This window comes from Microbacterium sp. B35-04 (assembly GCF_010634885.1).
GTDB lineage: Bacteria > Actinomycetota > Actinomycetes > Actinomycetales > Microbacteriaceae > Microbacterium.
This window is the reverse complement of sequence record NZ_MWLP01000034.1, coordinates 12891-30151: the sequence shown is the minus strand read 5'-3', so window position 1 is coordinate 30151 and position 17261 is coordinate 12891. Positions and strand designations below refer to the sequence as shown.

13 protein-coding genes are annotated in these 17261 nt (G+C 70.0%); 4 read left to right on the top strand and 9 right to left on the bottom strand.

The features are described from left to right. Positions 1 to 23: 23 nt before the first annotated feature. From B1729_RS09210 to B1729_RS09195, 4 genes are read right to left on the bottom strand one after another with little or no spacing between them, the layout of a single operon-like run. Positions 24 to 1505: a cation acetate symporter gene (locus tag B1729_RS09210; RefSeq protein WP_163632279.1), complete on the bottom strand. Its 1482-nt coding sequence runs from the start codon at positions 1503 to 1505 to the stop codon at positions 24 to 26. After that, the gene (locus B1729_RS09205) at positions 1502 to 2020 is read right to left on the bottom strand and encodes a DUF485 domain-containing protein (RefSeq protein ID WP_345770808.1); all 519 of its coding nucleotides are present in this window, start codon (positions 2018 to 2020) and stop codon (positions 1502 to 1504) included. The genes B1729_RS09210 and B1729_RS09205 overlap by 4 nt, the downstream gene beginning before the upstream one ends. Beyond that, complete coding sequence (locus tag B1729_RS09200) at positions 2017 to 2760, bottom strand: LytTR family DNA-binding domain-containing protein (protein ID WP_163632276.1); 744 nt, start codon at positions 2758 to 2760, stop codon at positions 2017 to 2019. Before B1729_RS09200 ends, B1729_RS09205 begins: the two co-directional genes overlap by 4 nt. Further along, positions 2757 to 4004: a histidine kinase gene (locus B1729_RS09195; protein ID WP_163632273.1), complete on the bottom strand. Its 1248-nt coding sequence runs from the start codon at positions 4002 to 4004 to the stop codon at positions 2757 to 2759. The genes B1729_RS09200 and B1729_RS09195 overlap by 4 nt, the downstream gene beginning before the upstream one ends. A 195-nt stretch (positions 4005 to 4199) precedes the next feature. Between B1729_RS09195 and B1729_RS09190 the strand changes: the two genes are divergently transcribed. Together B1729_RS09190 and B1729_RS09185 are read left to right on the top strand one after the other, a co-directional pair. Next, the gene (locus B1729_RS09190; RefSeq protein ID WP_163618245.1) at positions 4200 to 4580 is read left to right on the top strand and encodes a DUF485 domain-containing protein; all 381 of its coding nucleotides are present in this window, start codon (positions 4200 to 4202) and stop codon (positions 4578 to 4580) included. Then, a complete protein-coding gene (locus B1729_RS09185; RefSeq protein ID WP_163618246.1) occupies positions 4580 to 6193 on the top strand; it encodes a sodium/solute symporter in 1614 nt (537 codons plus the stop codon). The genes B1729_RS09190 and B1729_RS09185 overlap by 1 nt, the downstream gene beginning before the upstream one ends. A gap of 397 nt (positions 6194 to 6590) precedes the next feature. Here the strand turns inward: B1729_RS09185 and B1729_RS09180 are convergent, their stop codons facing one another. From B1729_RS09180 to B1729_RS09170, 3 genes are all read right to left on the bottom strand, one after another. Next, positions 6591 to 7163 carry a YdeI/OmpD-associated family protein gene (locus B1729_RS09180; RefSeq protein WP_163632269.1) on the bottom strand — a complete coding sequence of 191 codons (573 nt, stop codon included), beginning with the start codon at positions 7161 to 7163 and terminating at the stop codon, positions 6591 to 6593. Between the two features lie 360 nt (positions 7164 to 7523). After that, on the bottom strand, positions 7524 to 9125 hold the full coding sequence (locus B1729_RS09175) for a DUF5060 domain-containing protein (protein WP_163632266.1): 1602 nt from the start codon (positions 9123 to 9125) through the stop codon (positions 7524 to 7526). 278 nt (positions 9126 to 9403) lie between these two features. Further along, positions 9404 to 12040: a carbohydrate-binding protein gene (locus tag B1729_RS09170; protein WP_163632264.1), complete on the bottom strand. Its 2637-nt coding sequence runs from the start codon at positions 12038 to 12040 to the stop codon at positions 9404 to 9406. A gap of 211 nt (positions 12041 to 12251) precedes the next feature. Here B1729_RS09170 and B1729_RS09165 point away from each other — a divergent pair, with 211 nt between their 5' ends. Beyond that, positions 12252 to 12956, top strand: a complete 705-nt coding sequence (locus tag B1729_RS09165; protein ID WP_163618250.1) for a DUF899 family protein — start codon at positions 12252 to 12254, stop codon at positions 12954 to 12956. Positions 12957 to 13099: 143 nt separating this feature from the next. After that, positions 13100 to 14251: a DUF4232 domain-containing protein gene (locus B1729_RS09160; protein WP_163618251.1), complete on the top strand. Its 1152-nt coding sequence runs from the start codon at positions 13100 to 13102 to the stop codon at positions 14249 to 14251. Positions 14252 to 14332: 81 nt separating this feature from the next. Here the strand turns inward: B1729_RS09160 and B1729_RS09155 are convergent, their stop codons facing one another. Together B1729_RS09155 and pgi are read right to left on the bottom strand one after the other, a co-directional pair. Beyond that, positions 14333 to 15232, bottom strand: a complete 900-nt coding sequence (locus tag B1729_RS09155; RefSeq protein WP_163632260.1) for a phospholipase — start codon at positions 15230 to 15232, stop codon at positions 14333 to 14335. A 246-nt stretch (positions 15233 to 15478) separates the two neighbouring features. Next, positions 15479 to 17176, bottom strand: a complete 1698-nt coding sequence (gene pgi, locus B1729_RS09150; protein WP_163632256.1) for a glucose-6-phosphate isomerase — start codon at positions 17174 to 17176, stop codon at positions 15479 to 15481. Between the last annotated feature and the right edge of the window lie 85 nt (positions 17177 to 17261).

The following is a 17261-nucleotide window of genomic DNA, read 5'->3' as shown; positions in this document are numbered from 1 at the left end:
CCTGAGGTCGTCGAGGGGCGCGGTCAGCCGTCGAGTCCGAGGCGCCGTGAACCCTCCGGTGCGTGCAGTCGGGCGAGGAACAGGTCGGTGCCGCGCGGGATCCCGCGGCGGTCGCCGCGCGAGACGATCACGATCGCGAGCACCGCGATCGGCACGGTCCACGCCGCCGGCTGCTCGAGGAACGGGCGCAGCGAGGGGAGCCACGCCGACACGATCCCACCCCCGAGGATCGCGACGCCCGACAGCACCGCGCCGGTGAGCATGCCGGCGATGGCGCCTCGCGCCGTGAGGCCGCGCCACCAGATGCCGAGCAGGAGGACGGGACACAGCGTCGACGCGGTGAAGGCGAACACGAGTCCCACGCTGCCGGCCAGCCCGGCCGACTCCGTGGCCAGGGCCACGACGAGCGGGACGAACGACGAGAGCACGGCCGCGATGCGGAACCCCCGGACGCTGCCGCCGAGAAGGTCCTGACTGATCACGCCGGCGAGGGAGACGACGAGACCCGACGACGTGGAGAGGAACGCCGCGAACGCGCCGGCGATGACGAGGGCCGTGAGCAGGTCGCCCAGCGGCCCGGCGACCAGTCGGCTCGGCAGGAGCAGGACGAGCGCGTCGGCGTCGCCCGAGGCGGCGAGGTCGGGGGCGAACGCCCGGCCCAGCAGTCCGAACGCCGTGGGGAACAGGTAAAAGACCGAGAGCATCACGAGCACGATCACGGTCGTGCGTCGCGCTGCCACCCCGTCGGGGTTGGTGTAGAAGCGCACCAGCACGTGGGGGAGCCCCAATGTGCCGAGCAGCAGCGCGACCATGAGCGAGATCGTCCGGTACACCTCGAGGTCGCCTGGACCGGCACTCGCCGGGAACGCCTCGACGGGCGGCAGGGCGGGCGGCACGTCGCCGACGAGGAGCAGGATCGCCACCACCGGGATCGCGAGCGCCGTGAGCTTCAGCCAGAACTGGAACGCCTGCACGAACGTGATCGACCGCATGCCGCCGGCCGCGACGACGACGGCGACGATCACCGCGACGGCGAGCGAGCCGACCCAGGCGGGGAGGCCGGTGGTGATCCGCACGGTCAGCGCCGCGCCCTGCAGCTGCGGCACGATGTAGAACCAGCCGATGACGATGACGAGCGTGCTCGTCACGCGGCGCGCCCAGACCGAGTCGAGCCGCGCCTCGGTGAAGTCGGGGATCGTGTAGGCGCCCGAGCGGCGCAGCGGGGCGGCGACGAACAGCAGCAGCATGAGATACCCGGCCGTGTAGCCGATCGGGAACCAGAGCGCCGCCGATCCCGTGAGCAGGATGAGGCCCGCGATGCCGAGGAACGACGCCGCCGACAGGTACTCACCGCCGATGGCCGAGGCGTTCCACCACGGCCGCACCGTGCGGCTCGCCACGTAGAAGTCACTCGTCGTGCGGGAGACCCGCAGGCCGTAGAACCCGATGAGCGCCGACACGATCGCGACGGCGGCGATCGCGGTGTAGCCGATGGCGGGGTTCACTCGTCCTCCGTCAGCGACCGGTAGCGTGCCTCGTTGCGCGAAGCCGCACGCAGATAGAGTGCGGCGACCGTGATGGCCAGCGGGTAGACGCCCACGCCGAGCAGCAGCCACGACACCGGCACGCCGAGAACGAACGTGGTGTCGAACGCGGGCACGAAGGCGATCGCCAGCACGAACAGTGCCGTCGCCGCCGCGAATCCGACCGCGAACACGACTCCGAGTCGCAGCTGCGAGCGGATCAGCGAGCGCACGTACACTCCGGCGATGTCGCTCGTCGGCGCATCGGCGGCGTTGCGCGACACCGGCCGGGGCGAGGCGGCGGGCGAGCCGGCGCGCGGCGCGGTCACGCGCACGCGCTCGGGCGGTGCTGCCGCAGCGGATGGCACCGCGCGGTCGGTGGGAGCGTCGTCCGCGGCGGCGGCGGCGTGCGAGCCGGGTGCGTCTCGAGACAGCGGGCCGCCGGCGCGGGAGTCGGACTCTTCGCCGGCGCTGCCGTGCGATGCGCGGGAGGTCATGTCCGCGACCGGATCGTCGTCGACTCGAGTCGATCACGCAGAGCCGGCAGGAGGCGCCGGCTCACCGGCAGTTCGGCGCCGCCGACCACGACGCTCGGGTGGTCGCCGCCGAGCCGCAGACGCGCGAGGTGAGGGATCGCGACGAGGTACGAGCGGTGGATGCGCACGAACGTGTCGGCCCACTGCCGTTCGAGGTCCGACATCGGCACCCGCACGAGGTAGCTCGCCTCCTCGGTGTGCAGCCGGGCATAGTCGCCCTGCGCCTGCACGTACCGCACCTCGTCGCGTCGGATCATGCGCGTCGTGCCGCCCAGCGTGACGGCGATCATCTCCGGCTGCGCGGATGCCGCGGCATCCGTCGTCGGCGCAGCCTGCGCTTTGATGGCCTCGACGATGCGAGTGACCGAGCGGTGCAGCCGCTCGGTGCGGACCGGCTTCAGCAGATAGTCGACCGCGGCGAGGTCGAAGGCCTCGAGGGCGCTCTCTTCGTCGGCGGTCACGAAGACGAGCGCCGGCCGGCGTTCGAAGCGCTGCAGTGCGCGGGCGAGATCGAAGCCGTTGAGGCCGGGCATGTGGATGTCGAGGAACGCGGCGTCGACGGGCTCGCGCGTGAGGAGCCGGATCGCCTCGGCGCCCGACGCCGCCTGGTGGATGACCCCGATGCGCGCGTCCTGCCCGAGCAGGAATGCGAGCTCGTCGATCGCGGGCTGTTCGTCGTCGGCGATGAGCACGGAGATCACCGTTCCCGCCTCCCTTCGGTGCCGGCAGGAGCGGGGGATGCCGGTGTGCGGCCGGGAGCGGTGGAGGCTGCCGCGACGCGGCCCGGCTGAGACTTCGGCACGCGCATCCGCACCAGGGTGCCGGCGCCCACATTCGTCTCGACGACCAGCCCGTGCTCGTTGCCGTACACCTGTCGCAGGCGGGCGTCCACGTTGCGCAGTCCCACGTGCTGGCCGGTCGCGGCGCCGGCGAGCGCGCGTTCGAGTGCGTCGGGATCGATGCCGACACCGTCGTCCTCGACGCTGATCTCGGCGAAGGCGCCCAGATCGGATGCCTCGATCGTGATGCGCCCGCCACCCTCCTTGCCCTCGAGCCCGTGCCTCACGGCGTTCTCGACGAGTGGCTGGATCGACAGGAACGGCACGACCGTCGAGAGGACCTCCGGGGCGATCTGCAGCGTCACCTTCAGCCGATCGCCGAACCGTGCGCGCTCGAGCTTCAGATAGCTGTCGATCGAACGGAGCTCCTCGGCGACCGTGGTGAAGTCGCCGTGCCGGCGGAACGAGTAGCGCGTGAAGTCGGCGAACTCGAGCACGAGGTCCCGCGCCTTGGCCGGGTCGGTGTTGATGAACGAGGCGATCGCGTTCAGCGAGTTGTAGATGAAGTGCGGGCTGATCTGCGCGCGCAGCGCGCGCACCTCGGCCTCGGCGAGCGCCGCTCTCGAAGCGTCGAGCTCGCCGAGCTCGACCTGCGCCGCGACCCAGTCCGCCACCTCGCCGGTCGCGCGCACGAGACCGGCCCGCACGCGCGGGGCGAAGGCGACGATGGCGCCGGCGGGCGCGCCGCCCGCGATGATCGGCGCGGCGACGACATCCGTCTCCCGGTCGCCGATCCGGATGCGCCGCTGCAGCTGCGGACGGTTCGAGGCGCGTGCCTCGGCGGCGAGGCGTCCCGCGACCTCACGGACGGCGTCGTCGCCCTCGATCGTGACATGGCCCGCCGGGTCGACGAGAGCGAGGGTCTCGCACCCGAGAAGCGCTCGCAGGTGCCGCCCGGCACGTGTCGCGTCGCCTTCGGCGATGCCGCCCCGGAGGTGCTTGGCCGCCCGGCTCGCGAGGTGAAGCGTCTGGTAGGTCGCCTGCTCGACGTCGGTGCCGAGATCCTTCGAGGTGACCACGATCCGCCGGAGCAGGATGACCACGCCGACCGCGAGCGCCCCGGCGACGGCGCCGGCGGCAGCGGCGAGCAGCATCGACTCGGGCATGCACGCCAGCGTAGCCGCCGTCGTTCCTCGCCGTCGTTCGTCGTCGTCGATCCGCCGTTCGTCGCACCATGAACCCCGTTCACCGACGACGAACGGCGGCCACCCCCGGCCCGCCCGGCCGCGCGCGACCATGGTCGCACTGTCAACGCAGCGGCGCGGCCACGGCCCGCCGACCCCCCTCGAAGGAGAGACGTCATGGGCAACGAAGCCCCACGCGCCGCCATAGACCTCGCAGAGGTCGACTACGGCGCGGTCCAATCATCATCTGAGTTCCAACGGCTTCGGCGCACCCACCGGAGCTTCGTCTTCCCCGTTCTGGGCGCTTGTCTCGCCTGGTACTTCGCCTACGTGCTGCTCGCCACCTATGCGCACGACTTCATGTCCACCCGAGTGTTCGGGAGTGTCAACATCGCGATGGTGCTCGGCATGGCCCAGGTGGTCACCACCTTCGCCGTGACGACCTGGTACGTGCACTACGCCAACCGCAACCTCGACCCGCTCGCGGAGGAGATCCGCGACGAGATCGAGACCGGCACCTTCGAGTCAGACGCTCTCAAGAACGAGGAGGCCCGCTGATGCTGCGCTTCGAAGCGGCGAGCACCTCGCCCGGTGAGCCCTGGCTCAACATCGCCATCTTCGGCGCGTTCGTCGCCGTGACGATGGTCATCGTGTTCCGCGCCAGCCGGAACAACAAGACGGCCGCCGATTACTACGCCGCAGGACGGTCGTTCACGGGCGGCCAGAACGGCGCGGCCATCGCCGGCGACTACCTGTCTGCGGCGTCGTTCCTGGGCATCGTCGGCGCGATCGCCATGACGGGGTACGACGGCTTCCTCTACTCGATCGGGTTCCTGGTCGCCTGGCTGGTGGCGCTTCTCCTCGTCGCGGAGCTCCTGCGCAACACGGGCAAGTTCACGATGGCCGATGTGCTGTCGTTCCGCCTCAAGCAGCGTCCGGTTCGCATCGCCGCAGCGACCACGACGCTCGTCGTCTGCTTCTTCTATCTGCTCGCGCAGATGGCCGGTGCCGGTGGCCTGGTCTCGCTGCTGCTCGGCATCGGCGACCAGCTCGGTCAGGCTCTCGTCATCACGGTGGTGGGCGCACTCATGATCCTCTACGTGCTCATCGGCGGCATGAAGGGCACCACGTGGGTGCAGATCATCAAGGCGGTGCTGCTCATCGCGGGCGCCGGTGTGATGACCGTGTGGGTGCTGGCGCTCAACGGGTTCGACTTCTCCGCGCTTCTCGACAAGGCCGTCGCGGTCGCCGAGAACCCCGCGATCCTCGACCCGGGTCTGAAGTACGGCGTGTCGGAGGTCGCGAAGATCGACTTCCTCTCGCTCGGCCTCGCCCTCGTGCTGGGCACGGCCGCACTGCCCCACGTGCTCATGCGGTTCTACACCGTGCCCACGGCCAAGGAGGCGCGCAAGTCGGTGGTCTGGGCCATCTGGCTGATCGGCATCTTCTACGTGTTCACGCTGGTGCTCGGCTATGGCGCGGCCGCCCTCGTCGGCCCGGCGGTCATCGCCGCCGCTCCCGGCGGCCCGAACTCGGCGGCACCGCTGCTCGCGTTCTCGCTCGGCGGACCGCTGCTGCTCGGCCTCATCTCGGCGATCGCGTTCGCGACGATCCTCGCGGTGGTCGCCGGTCTCACCATCACGGCGGCCGCTTCGTTCGCGCACGACATCTATGCGTCGGTCGTGAAGAAGGGCAAGCCCGAGCCGGGAGCCGAGGTCAAGGTCGCGCGCCGCACCGTGGTCATCATCGGCATCGTCGCGATCGTCGGCGGCATCGGTGCGAACGGCCAGAACGTCGCGTTCCTCGTCGCACTCGCCTTCGCCGTCGCGGCGTCGGCCAACCTGCCCACCATCGTGTACTCGCTCTTCTGGAAGCGCTTCACGACGAAGGGCGCCCTGTGGAGCATGTACGGCGGTCTCACCTCGGCGATCCTGCTCATCGTGTTCTCGCCGGTCGTGTCGGGCTCTGAGACGTCGATGCTGAAGACCGAGGCGATCAACTTCGCCTGGTTCCCGCTGTCGAACCCGGGCATCATCTCGATCCCGCTCGCCTTCCTGCTGGGCTGGATCGTGAGCGTGCTCGACAAGACCCCCGAGGACGCGGCGAAGCAGTCCGAGATGGAGGTGCGCTCGCTCACCGGCATCGGTGCAGAGAAGGCGGTCAACCACTAGCAGTCGCCGCGGATGCGAGGGCCGGTCGGGTTCCCCGACCGGCCCTTGCTCGTGCGGCCGTGCGGGTCAAAAGGCTGGTCAAGCCGGGTTTCTGTGGATAACTGCCGGGGGGCGTGTGGTTCGCCCTGGCTGTGGAGGAGAGGCGTTGATCGAGGGCAAGAGTAAGGGCCGGTCGGAGAGGCTACCGACCGGCCCTTGTCCCTTGCACCAAGAGTGTCCTGCAATCACATGCCGGTAGCTGCCACAGCAAAACAACTACCGTGCATGAACTCTATAACGGCGAGGTAACGAAGGGAAGGGTCTGTCGTTATCTTTTTGTGATTCATTTCCTGTGAGTCTGCCTACCCCCGCCGGAAGCCCGTGCGGCGGGTGATTGGTGAGACCACCGAAGGTCGCGTCAGTGGATCGACTCGCCCCGCTTGAGCATCTCGACGTATTGGGTGACGCGGGCAGCACGTGACTCGGGGCGCTTGAGGTTCCCCACGCGGAAGGCCATCGCGAACCGGTTCTGCGCGGACTGCGCGGCGAACGCAGCGGCGACCGGGGGGTCGGCATCGAGGGCCTCCTGCAACTCGGCGGGGAGGTCGCCGTCGCGCTGGCGGTAGGCGGCATCCCAGCGTCCGTCCGCTTTCGCCCGATCGATCTCGTGCTGGCCCGCGGGCCGCATCCGGCCTTCCTCGATCAGTCGCGTCACGTGCCCGATGTTGACCTTCGACCAGATGCTGCGCGGGCGTCGCGGAGTGAACGACTGCAGGAAGTAGTGGGCGTCGAGCGATTGCTTCTGCCCGTCGATCCATCCGAAGCACAGTGCGACGTCGAGCGCTTCGGCGTACGTGATCCCTGGCTTGGCGGTCGCCGTCTTGCGCAGCCGCAGCCGAACCCCGGCGGGGTCAGGGGCGGATTCCAGCCAGCGCTCCCACTCCGCCACCGTGTCGACGTGCAGCTCCGGCTTCTCGGCGTGACTGGCCATGGCGAAATGCTAGTCCGCGCGCGTCATCGAACCGGCCGAGATGGATGCCGCGAAGCCGCCCTCTCGGCTCTGATCCAGGCCCACTCGTACTCGTCGTCGTTGCTGTGGGCCCACGTCGCCCCTCCGTCGGTCGAGCGATGAGCGCCGGGCACGCCGTCGCGCGAGGAGGGCGTCGCGCAGGTCCTCGATCGACGCGCTGAGGAGCTCGCCGCGGCCGACGGCACGTCCGGACCCTGAGTGCGCCCGAACGTCTGACCGGGGTGAGGGGCGATCGACGGCACCCGCCGCCGACCGACCCCCCGCCCAGCTACGGATAGGCGACGTCTGTTCGCGCGTTCCCGCAGTGTGCGGGATGTCTCCTCACACCCGGGTGAACCTGACCGCGATCCACTGCTTGCCCGGCAGAGAGATCGCGGGACGAGCCGGATCCTGAGCGCCCCGGGGGACCTTCGCCATGTTGAACACGCCGGCGGGCGTGATCGTCATATTCCAGGTGTCGATGATGTCGACGTTGTACGACCGCCCGGCACCGCTCGGCAGCACGGCATCCCACTCGGTCGGCGCGCTCTCGCCGAAGTAGCGCATGTAGTACTGGCTGTCGACTCCGGCGATGTCGTAGTCCCAGTCGGGCTGCAGCGCGTCGATCCCGGGAGCCGGGCCGTCCTCCATGATCTGCTTGAGGAAGGCCAGTCGCGGGGCGCTCGTGCCGTTCAGCGTGCCGCCCTGTCCGAGCCAGGAGATGCTGGGCTTCTGCTCGGGGTTGAGGGTCTCGCCGTGCCCGCAGTAGGTGCCGCCGACGAAGGTGTTCCAGAACCGGTGCGTCATCTGCTCGCCGGAGAGCTGACCCCAGCGCTCGCTGATGTTGCCCTCGTAGGCGACCTCGTCGAAGATCACGGGCTTCAGGGCGAACTGGCGGTGGAAATGCGCGCGCAGGCCGTCCAGTGCGGCGCCCGAGCTCTGGATGCTCGCGTGCGTGATCCACGCCTTGCGTGCGTCGTAGTAGATGTTCTTGTTGTGGATCGAGCGCAGTCTGCTGTGCGGATCCGCTGCCTGGAGGACCTGGAGCAGGTGGTCCCAGTCCTCGAGCGTCTTGGTCTCGTTGTCGTCGTACTCATTCGCCATCGACCACCACACGTTGCGGTACGCGCCGAAACGGGCGGCGACGTAGCGCACGTACCGTTCGTCGTCGGCGCGCTTCATGTCGGAGTAGCCGCGAGCGGGGTCGTATGGCTGGAACAGGACCACGTCGGCCTGGATCCCGAGTTCGAGCAGCCGCTGGATGCGGGTCTCATACCGACGGAAGTAGGCGGGATCGATGCGCGTTGGGTCCCAGTCCCTGGGCCCGGTGCCCGTGCGCACGAAGGGATCGGTCGCGACCGCGGGCACGTTGGGGAACACGAGCATGCGGATCTTGTTGAACGGCGACGTGCTGAGGGTGTTCAGGGTCAGCTCGCACTTCTCATCCGATTGGAGCGCCCACGAGTAGGACGTCGTGCCGATCTGGCGGAAGGGCGACCCGTCGGCGTAGACGAAGTGGTAGCCGCCTGGCACGACCTGCACCGGACCGTGGTTGCCCGCGGACGGTTCGACGACGGTGAGGCGTCCGGAGTTCCGCAGCGCCGGCAGGTTGTTGTCGACCGTCCACGTCCATTCGCCCGTCTGCGGAGGCGAGAAGCGCACGCGGAACGTCCCGTCGCCGTCGTAGAACCCGGGCACAGTGATCGTCTGCCCCGCGCCTTGGTACACGGCGGCCAGCGTGACGTCGACGTATGGGTTCCCCTTGTCGGGACCGCGCAGCACGATCTCGTGCATTCCCCAGCGCTCAACCGTCTTGGGGTTCGCCGACGTGTCGCCCTGCGTCACCGGCATGGTCGCCGCCGTTGCGGGACCGGCGCCGCCGATCGCTGCGGCGGCTCCCAGGATCGCGGCGCCCGTCAGGACCGTTCGTCGTGTGATCTCCATCGATCATCCTCCAGATGACTTTTCGAGGTGGATTGCTTTCCTGTCCAGCCTATGAACGAAGTGACTATCCTCGCTACCCCGCATAAACATGCACTGCTGGAACCGGGCACACCCCGGACGGTCCTGCTGCTCGCGAATGCGCGCCATCCGACGTACGTGGTTGCTTGTCGCGTGGAGCTGCAGCGGGTTCGGACGGAGCACGTGGCGGCGCTCGCCGAGTTCCCTCGGGCCGTCGAGTGCGGTCGCCGGCACTCCCGCCGGCGACCGCCCCGCTTCTCTCAGCCGATCCGCTCCCAGGGGCCGTTCTTCTTGGCTTCCGGTTCGTCGCCGCGCGTCCACCACTTCGCGCGCCAGATGCCGTCATCCCTCCAGACGACGTCTCCGTTGTCGAAGATGCGCGACGCGGTCCAGACGGCGACCCCGGTCGGAGTCGCGGCGATCTCCTGCCACGCCCCGTTCTTCTTCGACCCCGGCGCCTCGCCCTTCGTCCACCAGGACGCCGCCCACACGGCGCCGTCGAACGTCACGACGTCGCCCTCGTCGTATACCGCGGTCGACGACCACGTCGGGGGCGCGGTCGCAGCGGTGTCGTCGCCGACCACGATGCCGCGGCCGTTCGTCGCGATGTAGACGCGCCCGAAGACATCGGGGTCGCCCTCGATGTCGGCGCCGATCCAGCCCCACTCGTGCTCGTCGTCGTTGATGCGCGCCCACGTCGCACCGTCGTCGGTGGACCGGTAAACGCCGCGCACTCCGTCGCGAGAGGCGGCGGTGTAGATCGCGGGGCTCGTCGCACCGGGTGCCGCCTTGCCGAAGCCGACGGTGTCGGCCTCGTCGAATCCGGCGACCGCGGCCCAGGTCGAGCCGCCGTCCCTCGAGTGCCAGAGGCCGTAGGCGCCGCCCTCGTCGGACCCGCCGGCGAGCCACACGTCGCCGATGGCGCCCGGCGTCGCGCCGAAGCGCACCGGGCCCTCGGCCGGCAGCGCACCGCTGCTCACGGCGGCGAAGCTCGCTCCGCCGTCGCCCGAGCGGTAGAACACGCCGCCCGCGAAGGCGTACACCCGCGACGCGTCGACGCGGTCGCTCTCGACGCGCGCGCCCACGGGCAGCCCCGCGACCTCTGCGAAGGTCACGCCGCCATCGGCCGAGTGCCGTACGGCCGCGCCATCGGGCGCCCACACGATGCCCGATCCGTCGGCGGTCACGGTGACGGTGCCCGATCCGCTCGCTCCCTCCGCCACGGGCGAGGTGACCCACGAGACGCCCGAGTCGACGGATGCCGCGACCACGCGCGCGCCGCCGCCGTCGGTGCCGGCGCGCACGATGACGTTGGGCGCGAGGCCTGCGGCATCCACGCTCGTGCCTCCGCCGAAGTACGGCGCACGGAAGCTCTGCGGAACGGTGCCGAGGTCGTCGTGGACGAAGCCGCCGAGATCGAGCATCGCCGACACGAGGTCGACGTCGCCGGCCGGTGCCACGAGATCCTGGATGGCCGTCTCCTCAATGCCGAACGCCTCGGGAGCCAGGTGGATGACGCTACCGGGCTCGTCCCAGGCGGTCAGGTCATCGCTGCGGTAGATGGTCGCGCCTGTGCCGTACATCAGCTCGTCGGAGTCGAACGGGTCGATCTCGAGCGCCGACACCATCCAGCCGAGCTTCGGTGCGGGCTCGGACCAGGGCACCGGGCTGCCGGGCTCCTTGCCGAACGTCAGCCAGGGCACCTCATCGACGGACTGCGAATAGCGCGCGTTGAGGGTGGTGCTGCCGTCCGCGCCGTAGGCGTACTCCCAGATCGGGCTCCAGGTCTGGCCGCGGTCGGTCGAACGGAAGATCAGGATGTCGGGCCACCACTGGATCTGCGACGCAACCATGATCGTGTCGGGGTCGCTCTTGTCGACCGTGAGTCCGCCGAACCCGAAGTCGACGCCCACCGGCCGGTAGGTCGGTGTGATGTTCGTCCACGAGCGGTCGTCGAGGCCGTAGCGCCACACCTCGCCGTCGGAGCCGTCGTAGGGTCCCGACGTGTTGCTCGTCGTGAGATAGAGGAAGCGGCCGGCCTCATCGATCACGCCGTGATGCGGCAGGAACCCCGTCGGAGCACCCGTGACTGGAGCCCACGTGGCGCCCGCATCGTCGGAGCGGTAGAGGATGTCGTCGGTGTCGGCCACCGCCGTGAAGACCGTCTGCGTCGGGGATCCGGCATCCGTCGATGACGTGTCGAACGCCGTCCACAGCACGCCGAGATTCTGCATCAGGTACGAGTTGCCCGAGCCGGCGTCGGGCACGAAGTCGCCCGCGTTGGGGAAGGAGTCGACGCGGGAGAACGTCACGCCCGCGTCCGTCGACCGCCAGAGACCCTGGCCCTGTTCGGCGCCGTAGTAGAGCACATCGTTGTCGCTGGGGTCGACCTGCAGCCGCTCGCCGATGCCGCGTCCGGGCATGTTGCCGCCGACCTTGAAGGGGAGGGGCGCGGCGTCCCAGGTGGCACCGTAGTCGCCCGAGCGGAGGATGGCGCCGTTGTTCGCGTCCCACTCGTTCGTGTACATGCCCGTCGCCACGTAGACGCGGCTGGTGTCGACCGGGTCGGTGGCGAGGCTGAGCACGCCCAGCCGGTTCCAGTCGTCCCAGCCGACGTGGTCGAGCAGGGGCACCCACTCGTCGGTGTCGCGGTCGAGCCGGTAAGCGCCGCCGATGTCGGTGCGCGCGTAGACCAGGCCCGGCTCCGTCTGGTTGTAGACGATGCCCGGCACGTATCCGCCGCCCGAGATGGCCGCGTTCGACCATTCGTAATCGGTCGCGGGCGCGCTCGCAGGCGGCGTCGGCTCCTGCGTCGCGGTGGCGGGGGCGGCGATCGCCAGCGGGACGACGACGCCGGTCGCCACGACGAGTCCGACGGCTGAACGTCTGAATCTCACGATGAAACACTCCTGTCGTGTTCGGTGATGGTCTTCTTCGACCGTTCGCGACGATATCGAAGCGCTTCGAACATGTCGAGGATCCCGAGCAAGTTCTTCGCTTCCGGCTCGTGAGGCGCGACGGGCACCGCCTGTCGACGCGTGACCCCTTGACGCCGGCATCCAGATGTGTACAGTGTGAACATACGCACTCGCACACTCGGAGGTCCCGATGCAGAGCACGACCCAGCTAGCCCTTCCGCCCGTCGTCGACGCCGAGACGTGGCGCCGCGAACTCGCCGAATTGCGCGTCCGCGAGAAGGCCGCCACGCGCGAGCTCGATGCGATCGCCGCGCAGCGGCGGCGGCTGCCGATGGTGGAGCTGCCGGCGTACACGCTCGTGGGCAAGGACGGGCCTGTGCGCCTGGCCGACGTCTTCGAGGGCAAGTCGCAGCTCATCGTCTACAACCACATGTGGTTCGAGGGCAAGGAATGGCACTGCCCCGGCTGCACCGGGTTCACTTCGCAGTACACGCGTCTCGACTTCCTCGAGGCGTACGACGCCCGCTTCGTGATCGTGACGCAGGGGCCGATCGACGAGGCGCTGGCGTACAAGGAGAAGACCGGCAACCGCATGGAGTGGTACTCGACGGCCGACAGCCCGTTCGGCGCCGACATGGACGCGCCAGCGGGCGGCGGCTTCGCGGTGAACGTCTTCCTCCGCGACGGCGACACCGTGTACCGCACGTGGCACACGAACGGCCGTGGCACCGAACAGTTGAGCCACACGTTCCCCCTGATCGACCTGCTGCCGTACGGCCGTCAGGAGGACTGGCAGGACTCGCCCGAGGGATGGCCGAAGTCCGCGGCCTACGACGGCTGGTTCACGTCGCAGAAGATCGGCGAGCTGTACGGGCCCGGTCCGGCTCAGGACTGAGAGCGACGGATGCCGCGCCCGGCGAGCGCGGCCGGGTGAAGCGCCTCCCGCACGGGCAGGGACGTCCGGGCGCGGTGCCGGGACGTCCGAGCGACGCGCCGGCGTTTCGCGGATGGGGGCGGGGCTCGCCAATATGAGAGGCGATGCGCACTCTCACCACTGGCCGCCTGCTCGCATCGAGCGCGCTCGCCGCGGCACTCTGGATCCTCGTCGTCGGCGCCCGATGGGTGTTCTCGCAGCTCCCCGGCGGGGCCGCCCAGGTCGGCAACCTCGTGCCCGACCTCGTTTCGCCGTCGCTCCTGTGGGGTCCGGTCGGCGGATGGCTGATCGTGATCGTACTGGGCGGCGCGCTCGCCGTCGCGCTCTGCCATGCGCTGTTCACCGCGCTCGCGGCACGCCACGGAGCGCTCCTCGTCGGCGCGTGGTTCGCGGCCGTCGCCGCAGGCGCGCTCGTCGGACTCGCCGTCGACGTCGCCTCCGCGTGGAGCTCCGTCGCGATGTCCGGACCCCGCGGACTCCTGGTGGGCGAGTTCGGCGCGTCGGCAGCGGCGGGCGCCCTCTGGGGTCTGGTCGTGGGATGGATGCCGGGCCTCGTCGCCCGCGTGCCCGCCCCGGCACCCGCAGAATCCGGTGCGGCGCCGCAGGCCCGGCGTCCCGTCTGGCTCCTGCCGGCGGCGGCCGTCGCAGTCGTGGCGGTGGTCGCGGGCGGGGTCTTGGCCGACCAGGCGCGCACGGCCGCGATCCAGGCCGAGGTCGACGCCCAACGCGAGATCGAAGCGCAGAACACCTTCGGCGCGCTGCCCGACCCGAACGCACCGGGGGCCCCGGTGCCCACGGCGGCTCCGGCATCCGGCGATCTCGACCCGCAGTGGTGCACGCCCGACAAGGCGACCCTGCTCAAGGGCGAGCCCGATGCGGCCACCGGGCATCGGGGCATGCCGATCCGGCTCGTGAACTTCTCCGAGGAGCCGTGCGTGATCGAGGGCTACCCCGACGTCGCGTTCGAGGACCAGAACCGCCACCTGCTCGCGGTCACCCTCGAGCAGGGCGGGTCCTTCATGACGCAGGACCCCGGCCCGCAGCGCATCGAGGTGCCCGCAGGCGGGTACGCCGTGACCCTCCTCGGGTGGGACGCCGCCTCGCCGCATGGCGCGCTGGTGACGAAGACGGTCCACGCCGCGCCCACCGCCGGCATGACCCGCGGCTCGTGGCCGATCGAGCTCGACATCGTGGAGGGCTCGACGGTCGCGATCACCGCGTGGGCGCTCGACCCGAACCCGTTCCCCTCGGAATGACAAAACGCGGATGCCGCACCCGGCCGGGTGCGGCATCCGCGTCTCGATTCACACGCTCGCTCGATGACCGAGCGGCGCGGATCAGTACCAGTCGGTGGCCTGCGAGTGACCCCACGCCGCGCACGGGGCGCCGTAGACGCGCTCGATGTAGTCGAGGCCCCACGCGATCTGCGTGGTCGCGTTGCTCTGCCAGTCGGCGCCGAAGGTGGCCATCTTGTTGCCGGGCAGCGACTGAGGAATGCCGGTCGCGCCGCTGCCGGAGTTGTAGGCCTGGTAGTTCCAGTCCGACTCCTTGTCCCACAGCGAGTCGAGGCACGAGAACTGGCCGTCGCCCCAGCCGTACTGCGAGGCGGCCATCTGGCGCGCGGTCGCCTTGGCGCCGTCGACGGTGTTCGCGGTAGCGAGCGCGGCGGCGGCCGCGGCGGCGGCCTCGGCCTGGCGCTGCGCCTCGGCTGCGGCGGCCGCGGCAGCGGCGGCTGCCGCTTCTTCGGCGGCCTTCTGCGCCTTGGCAGCGGCGAGGTGCTCGCGCAGTTCGGCGACGCGCACCGAGATCTTGTCGGTCACGCCGGCCGCGTCGGCCGCGAGGCCGGGCACCAGGAGCATGGGCACGACGTCGAGCTTCGACAGTCGCTCGGTCGCCTCCTCGAGCGGGGCGGTGTCGACCGATGTGTCGGCCACGCCGAGATCGAGACCGGACGTGGCGATGTCGGAGGTCAGCGCGGCCGCCTCGGTGAGTGTGACGCGGGCGGTGAGCAGCGTGCCCTGCGCGTCGACACGGATGTCGCGGAGGGTCTCGGCGGTGGCTTCGGGAGCCGCGGCCGAGGCGATGGCCGACGCGGCCAGCGGTGCGGCGGCCGCCAGAGTCGGGGAGGCCAGGGTGAGGCCTGCGGTGACGACGACGCCGAGGGCGGCGCCGGCGGCGACCGTGGGAATGAGGAAGCGGCGGCGGCGGGCAGTCGTGTGTGACGTATCTGAATGCATGACGAACGTACGATCCTTCGGGTTGCGCGCCGCGGGAATCGGCGCCGTGCGCCGTCGGGTCGGACGCACAAGCCCCCGAGTCTGCCTCATGCCGTCTGAACGACTCCCGGTGTTTTCCTGGACGAATCGTGGGAGCGGTTTTCCCCGAAAGGCCTGATCCGAGGCACGGGAAGGCCGCTGTCGCCGTAAACGACGAAGGGGGAGGATGCCGGGAATCGGGCATCCTCCCCCTTCCAGGCCGAGGCGCTACACCGTGCGGTGCGCGGCGTAATAGGCGAGGAGCGCGCGGGTCGAGGCATCCTGTGCGGCGATCGCCGCCTCGTCGCCCTCGATGGCCGGAGCGATCTGCAGCGCGAGCTGCTTGCCGAGCTCGACACCCCACTGATCGAACGAGTTCACGCCCCAGATCACGCCCTGTGTGAAGGTGATGTGCTCGTAGAGAGCCACCAGCTGGCCGAGCACCGACGGGGTCAGCGCGGGCGCGAAGATCGACGTCGTCGGCTTGTTGCCGGCGAAGGTGCGGGCGGCGACGAGCGCGCCCGTGGTGCCCTCGCTCTCGACCTCTTCGGCGGTCTTGCCGAACGCCAGCGCCTTGGTCTGCGCGAGGAAGTTCGACAGGAACAGCCCGTGCACGTCGCGGCCGTCGTCGGCCAGCCGATAAGCCGGGTTCGCGAACGCGATGAAGTCGGCGGGGATGAGGCGCGTGCCCTGGTGGATCAGCTGGTAGAACGCGTGCTGGCCGTTGGTGCCCGGCTCGCCCCAGAACACCTCGCCGGTGTCGGTGGTGACCGGGGAGCCGTCCCAGCGCACCGACTTGCCGTTGGACTCCATCGTGAGCTGCTGCAGGTAGGCGGCGAAGCGGCTCAGCTGCTGCGCGTACGGCAGCACCGCGTGCGACTGCGCTCCGAGGAAGTTCGAGTACCAGACGTTCAGCAGGCCCATCAGCACCGGCACGTTCCGTTCGAGCGGGGTCGTGCGGACGTGCTCGTCGACGGCGTGGAAGCCGGCGAGCAACTCTCGGAAGACATCGGGGCCGAGCTCGATCATGAGCGACAGCCCGATGGCAGAATCGACGGAGTAGCGGCCGCCGACCCAGTCCCAGAACCCGAAGGCGTTCACGGGGTCGATGCCGAAGGCGGCGACCTTGTCGAGCGCGGTCGAGACGGCGACGAAGTGGTGGGCGACGGCATCCGTCTTCTGCTCGTCACTGAGCCCCGTCGCAGCGCCGTCGATCGCACCCGATGCCTCGAGACCGGACCACAGCCAGTCGCGGGCGAGTCGCGCGTTGGTGAGGGTCTCGAGGGTCGTGAACGTCTTCGACGCGACGATGAACAGCGTCGTCTCGGGGTCGAGGCCCTTCGTCTTCTGCGCGAGGTCGGTCGGGTCGATGTTCGAGACGAAGCGCGCCTCGATGCCGGCGGTCGCGTAGGGCTCGAGGGCCGCCGAGATCATGACGGGGCCGAGGTCGGAGCCGCCGATGCCGATGTTGACGATGTGCGTGACCTTCTTGCCTGTCACGCCCGTCCACTCGCCGTCGCGCACGCGGGTCGAGAACTCCGTCATCGCGGTGAGCACCGACTGCACCTCGGCGTCGATGTCCTGCCCGCCGACGACCAGTGCCGGCTGGGCGCCCGCCGGACGGCGGAGTGCCGTGTGCAGCACGGCGCGGTCCTCGGTGGTGTTGATGTGCTCGCCCGCGATCATCGCGGCGTAGCGTTCGGCGACACCGGTCTCTTCGGCGAGACGCACGAGGGCGGCGAGGATCGCGTCTGTCACGAGGTTCTTCGACAGGTCGACGTGCAGGTCGGCGAGCTCGAAGCTCAGCCGTTCGGCACGGCGCGGGTCGATCGCGAACCAATCGCGCAGATCGGGGGTGAACGAGTCGCGGATCGAGCTGAGCTCGGCCCACGCGGACGTGGTGGTGGCATCGACGGGAGCGGTCACGCCCCTAACGTACTCGCGCCGATGCGCGCGTTGGTTACGCGTTACTCACCGGCGGTCGGTGTTCGTTGTGAGCGCGCCTACCCTT

What these genes read in the sequence shown, in the direction of transcription:
- B1729_RS09205 (WP_345770808.1), bottom strand. Translation starts at nt 2,020, where the DNA reads ATGACCTCCCGCGCATCGCACGGCAGCGCCGGCGAAGAGTCCGACTCC.
- B1729_RS09195 (WP_163632273.1), bottom strand. Translation starts at nt 4,004, where the DNA reads ATGCCCGAGTCGATGCTGCTCGCCGCTGCCGCCGGCGCCGTCGCCGGG.
- B1729_RS09190 (WP_163618245.1), top strand. Translation starts at nt 4,200, where the DNA reads ATGGGCAACGAAGCCCCACGCGCCGCCATAGACCTCGCAGAGGTCGAC.
- B1729_RS09185 (WP_163618246.1), top strand. Translation starts at nt 4,580, where the DNA reads ATGCTGCGCTTCGAAGCGGCGAGCACCTCGCCCGGTGAGCCCTGGCTC.
- B1729_RS09180 (WP_163632269.1), bottom strand. Translation starts at nt 7,163, where the DNA reads ATGGCCAGTCACGCCGAGAAGCCGGAGCTGCACGTCGACACGGTGGCG.
- B1729_RS09175 (WP_163632266.1), bottom strand. Translation starts at nt 9,125, where the DNA reads ATGGAGATCACACGACGAACGGTCCTGACGGGCGCCGCGATCCTGGGA.
- B1729_RS09165 (WP_163618250.1), top strand. Translation starts at nt 12,252, where the DNA reads ATGCAGAGCACGACCCAGCTAGCCCTTCCGCCCGTCGTCGACGCCGAG.
- B1729_RS09160 (WP_163618251.1), top strand. Translation starts at nt 13,100, where the DNA reads ATGCGCACTCTCACCACTGGCCGCCTGCTCGCATCGAGCGCGCTCGCC.
- B1729_RS09155 (WP_163632260.1), bottom strand. Translation starts at nt 15,232, where the DNA reads ATGCATTCAGATACGTCACACACGACTGCCCGCCGCCGCCGCTTCCTC.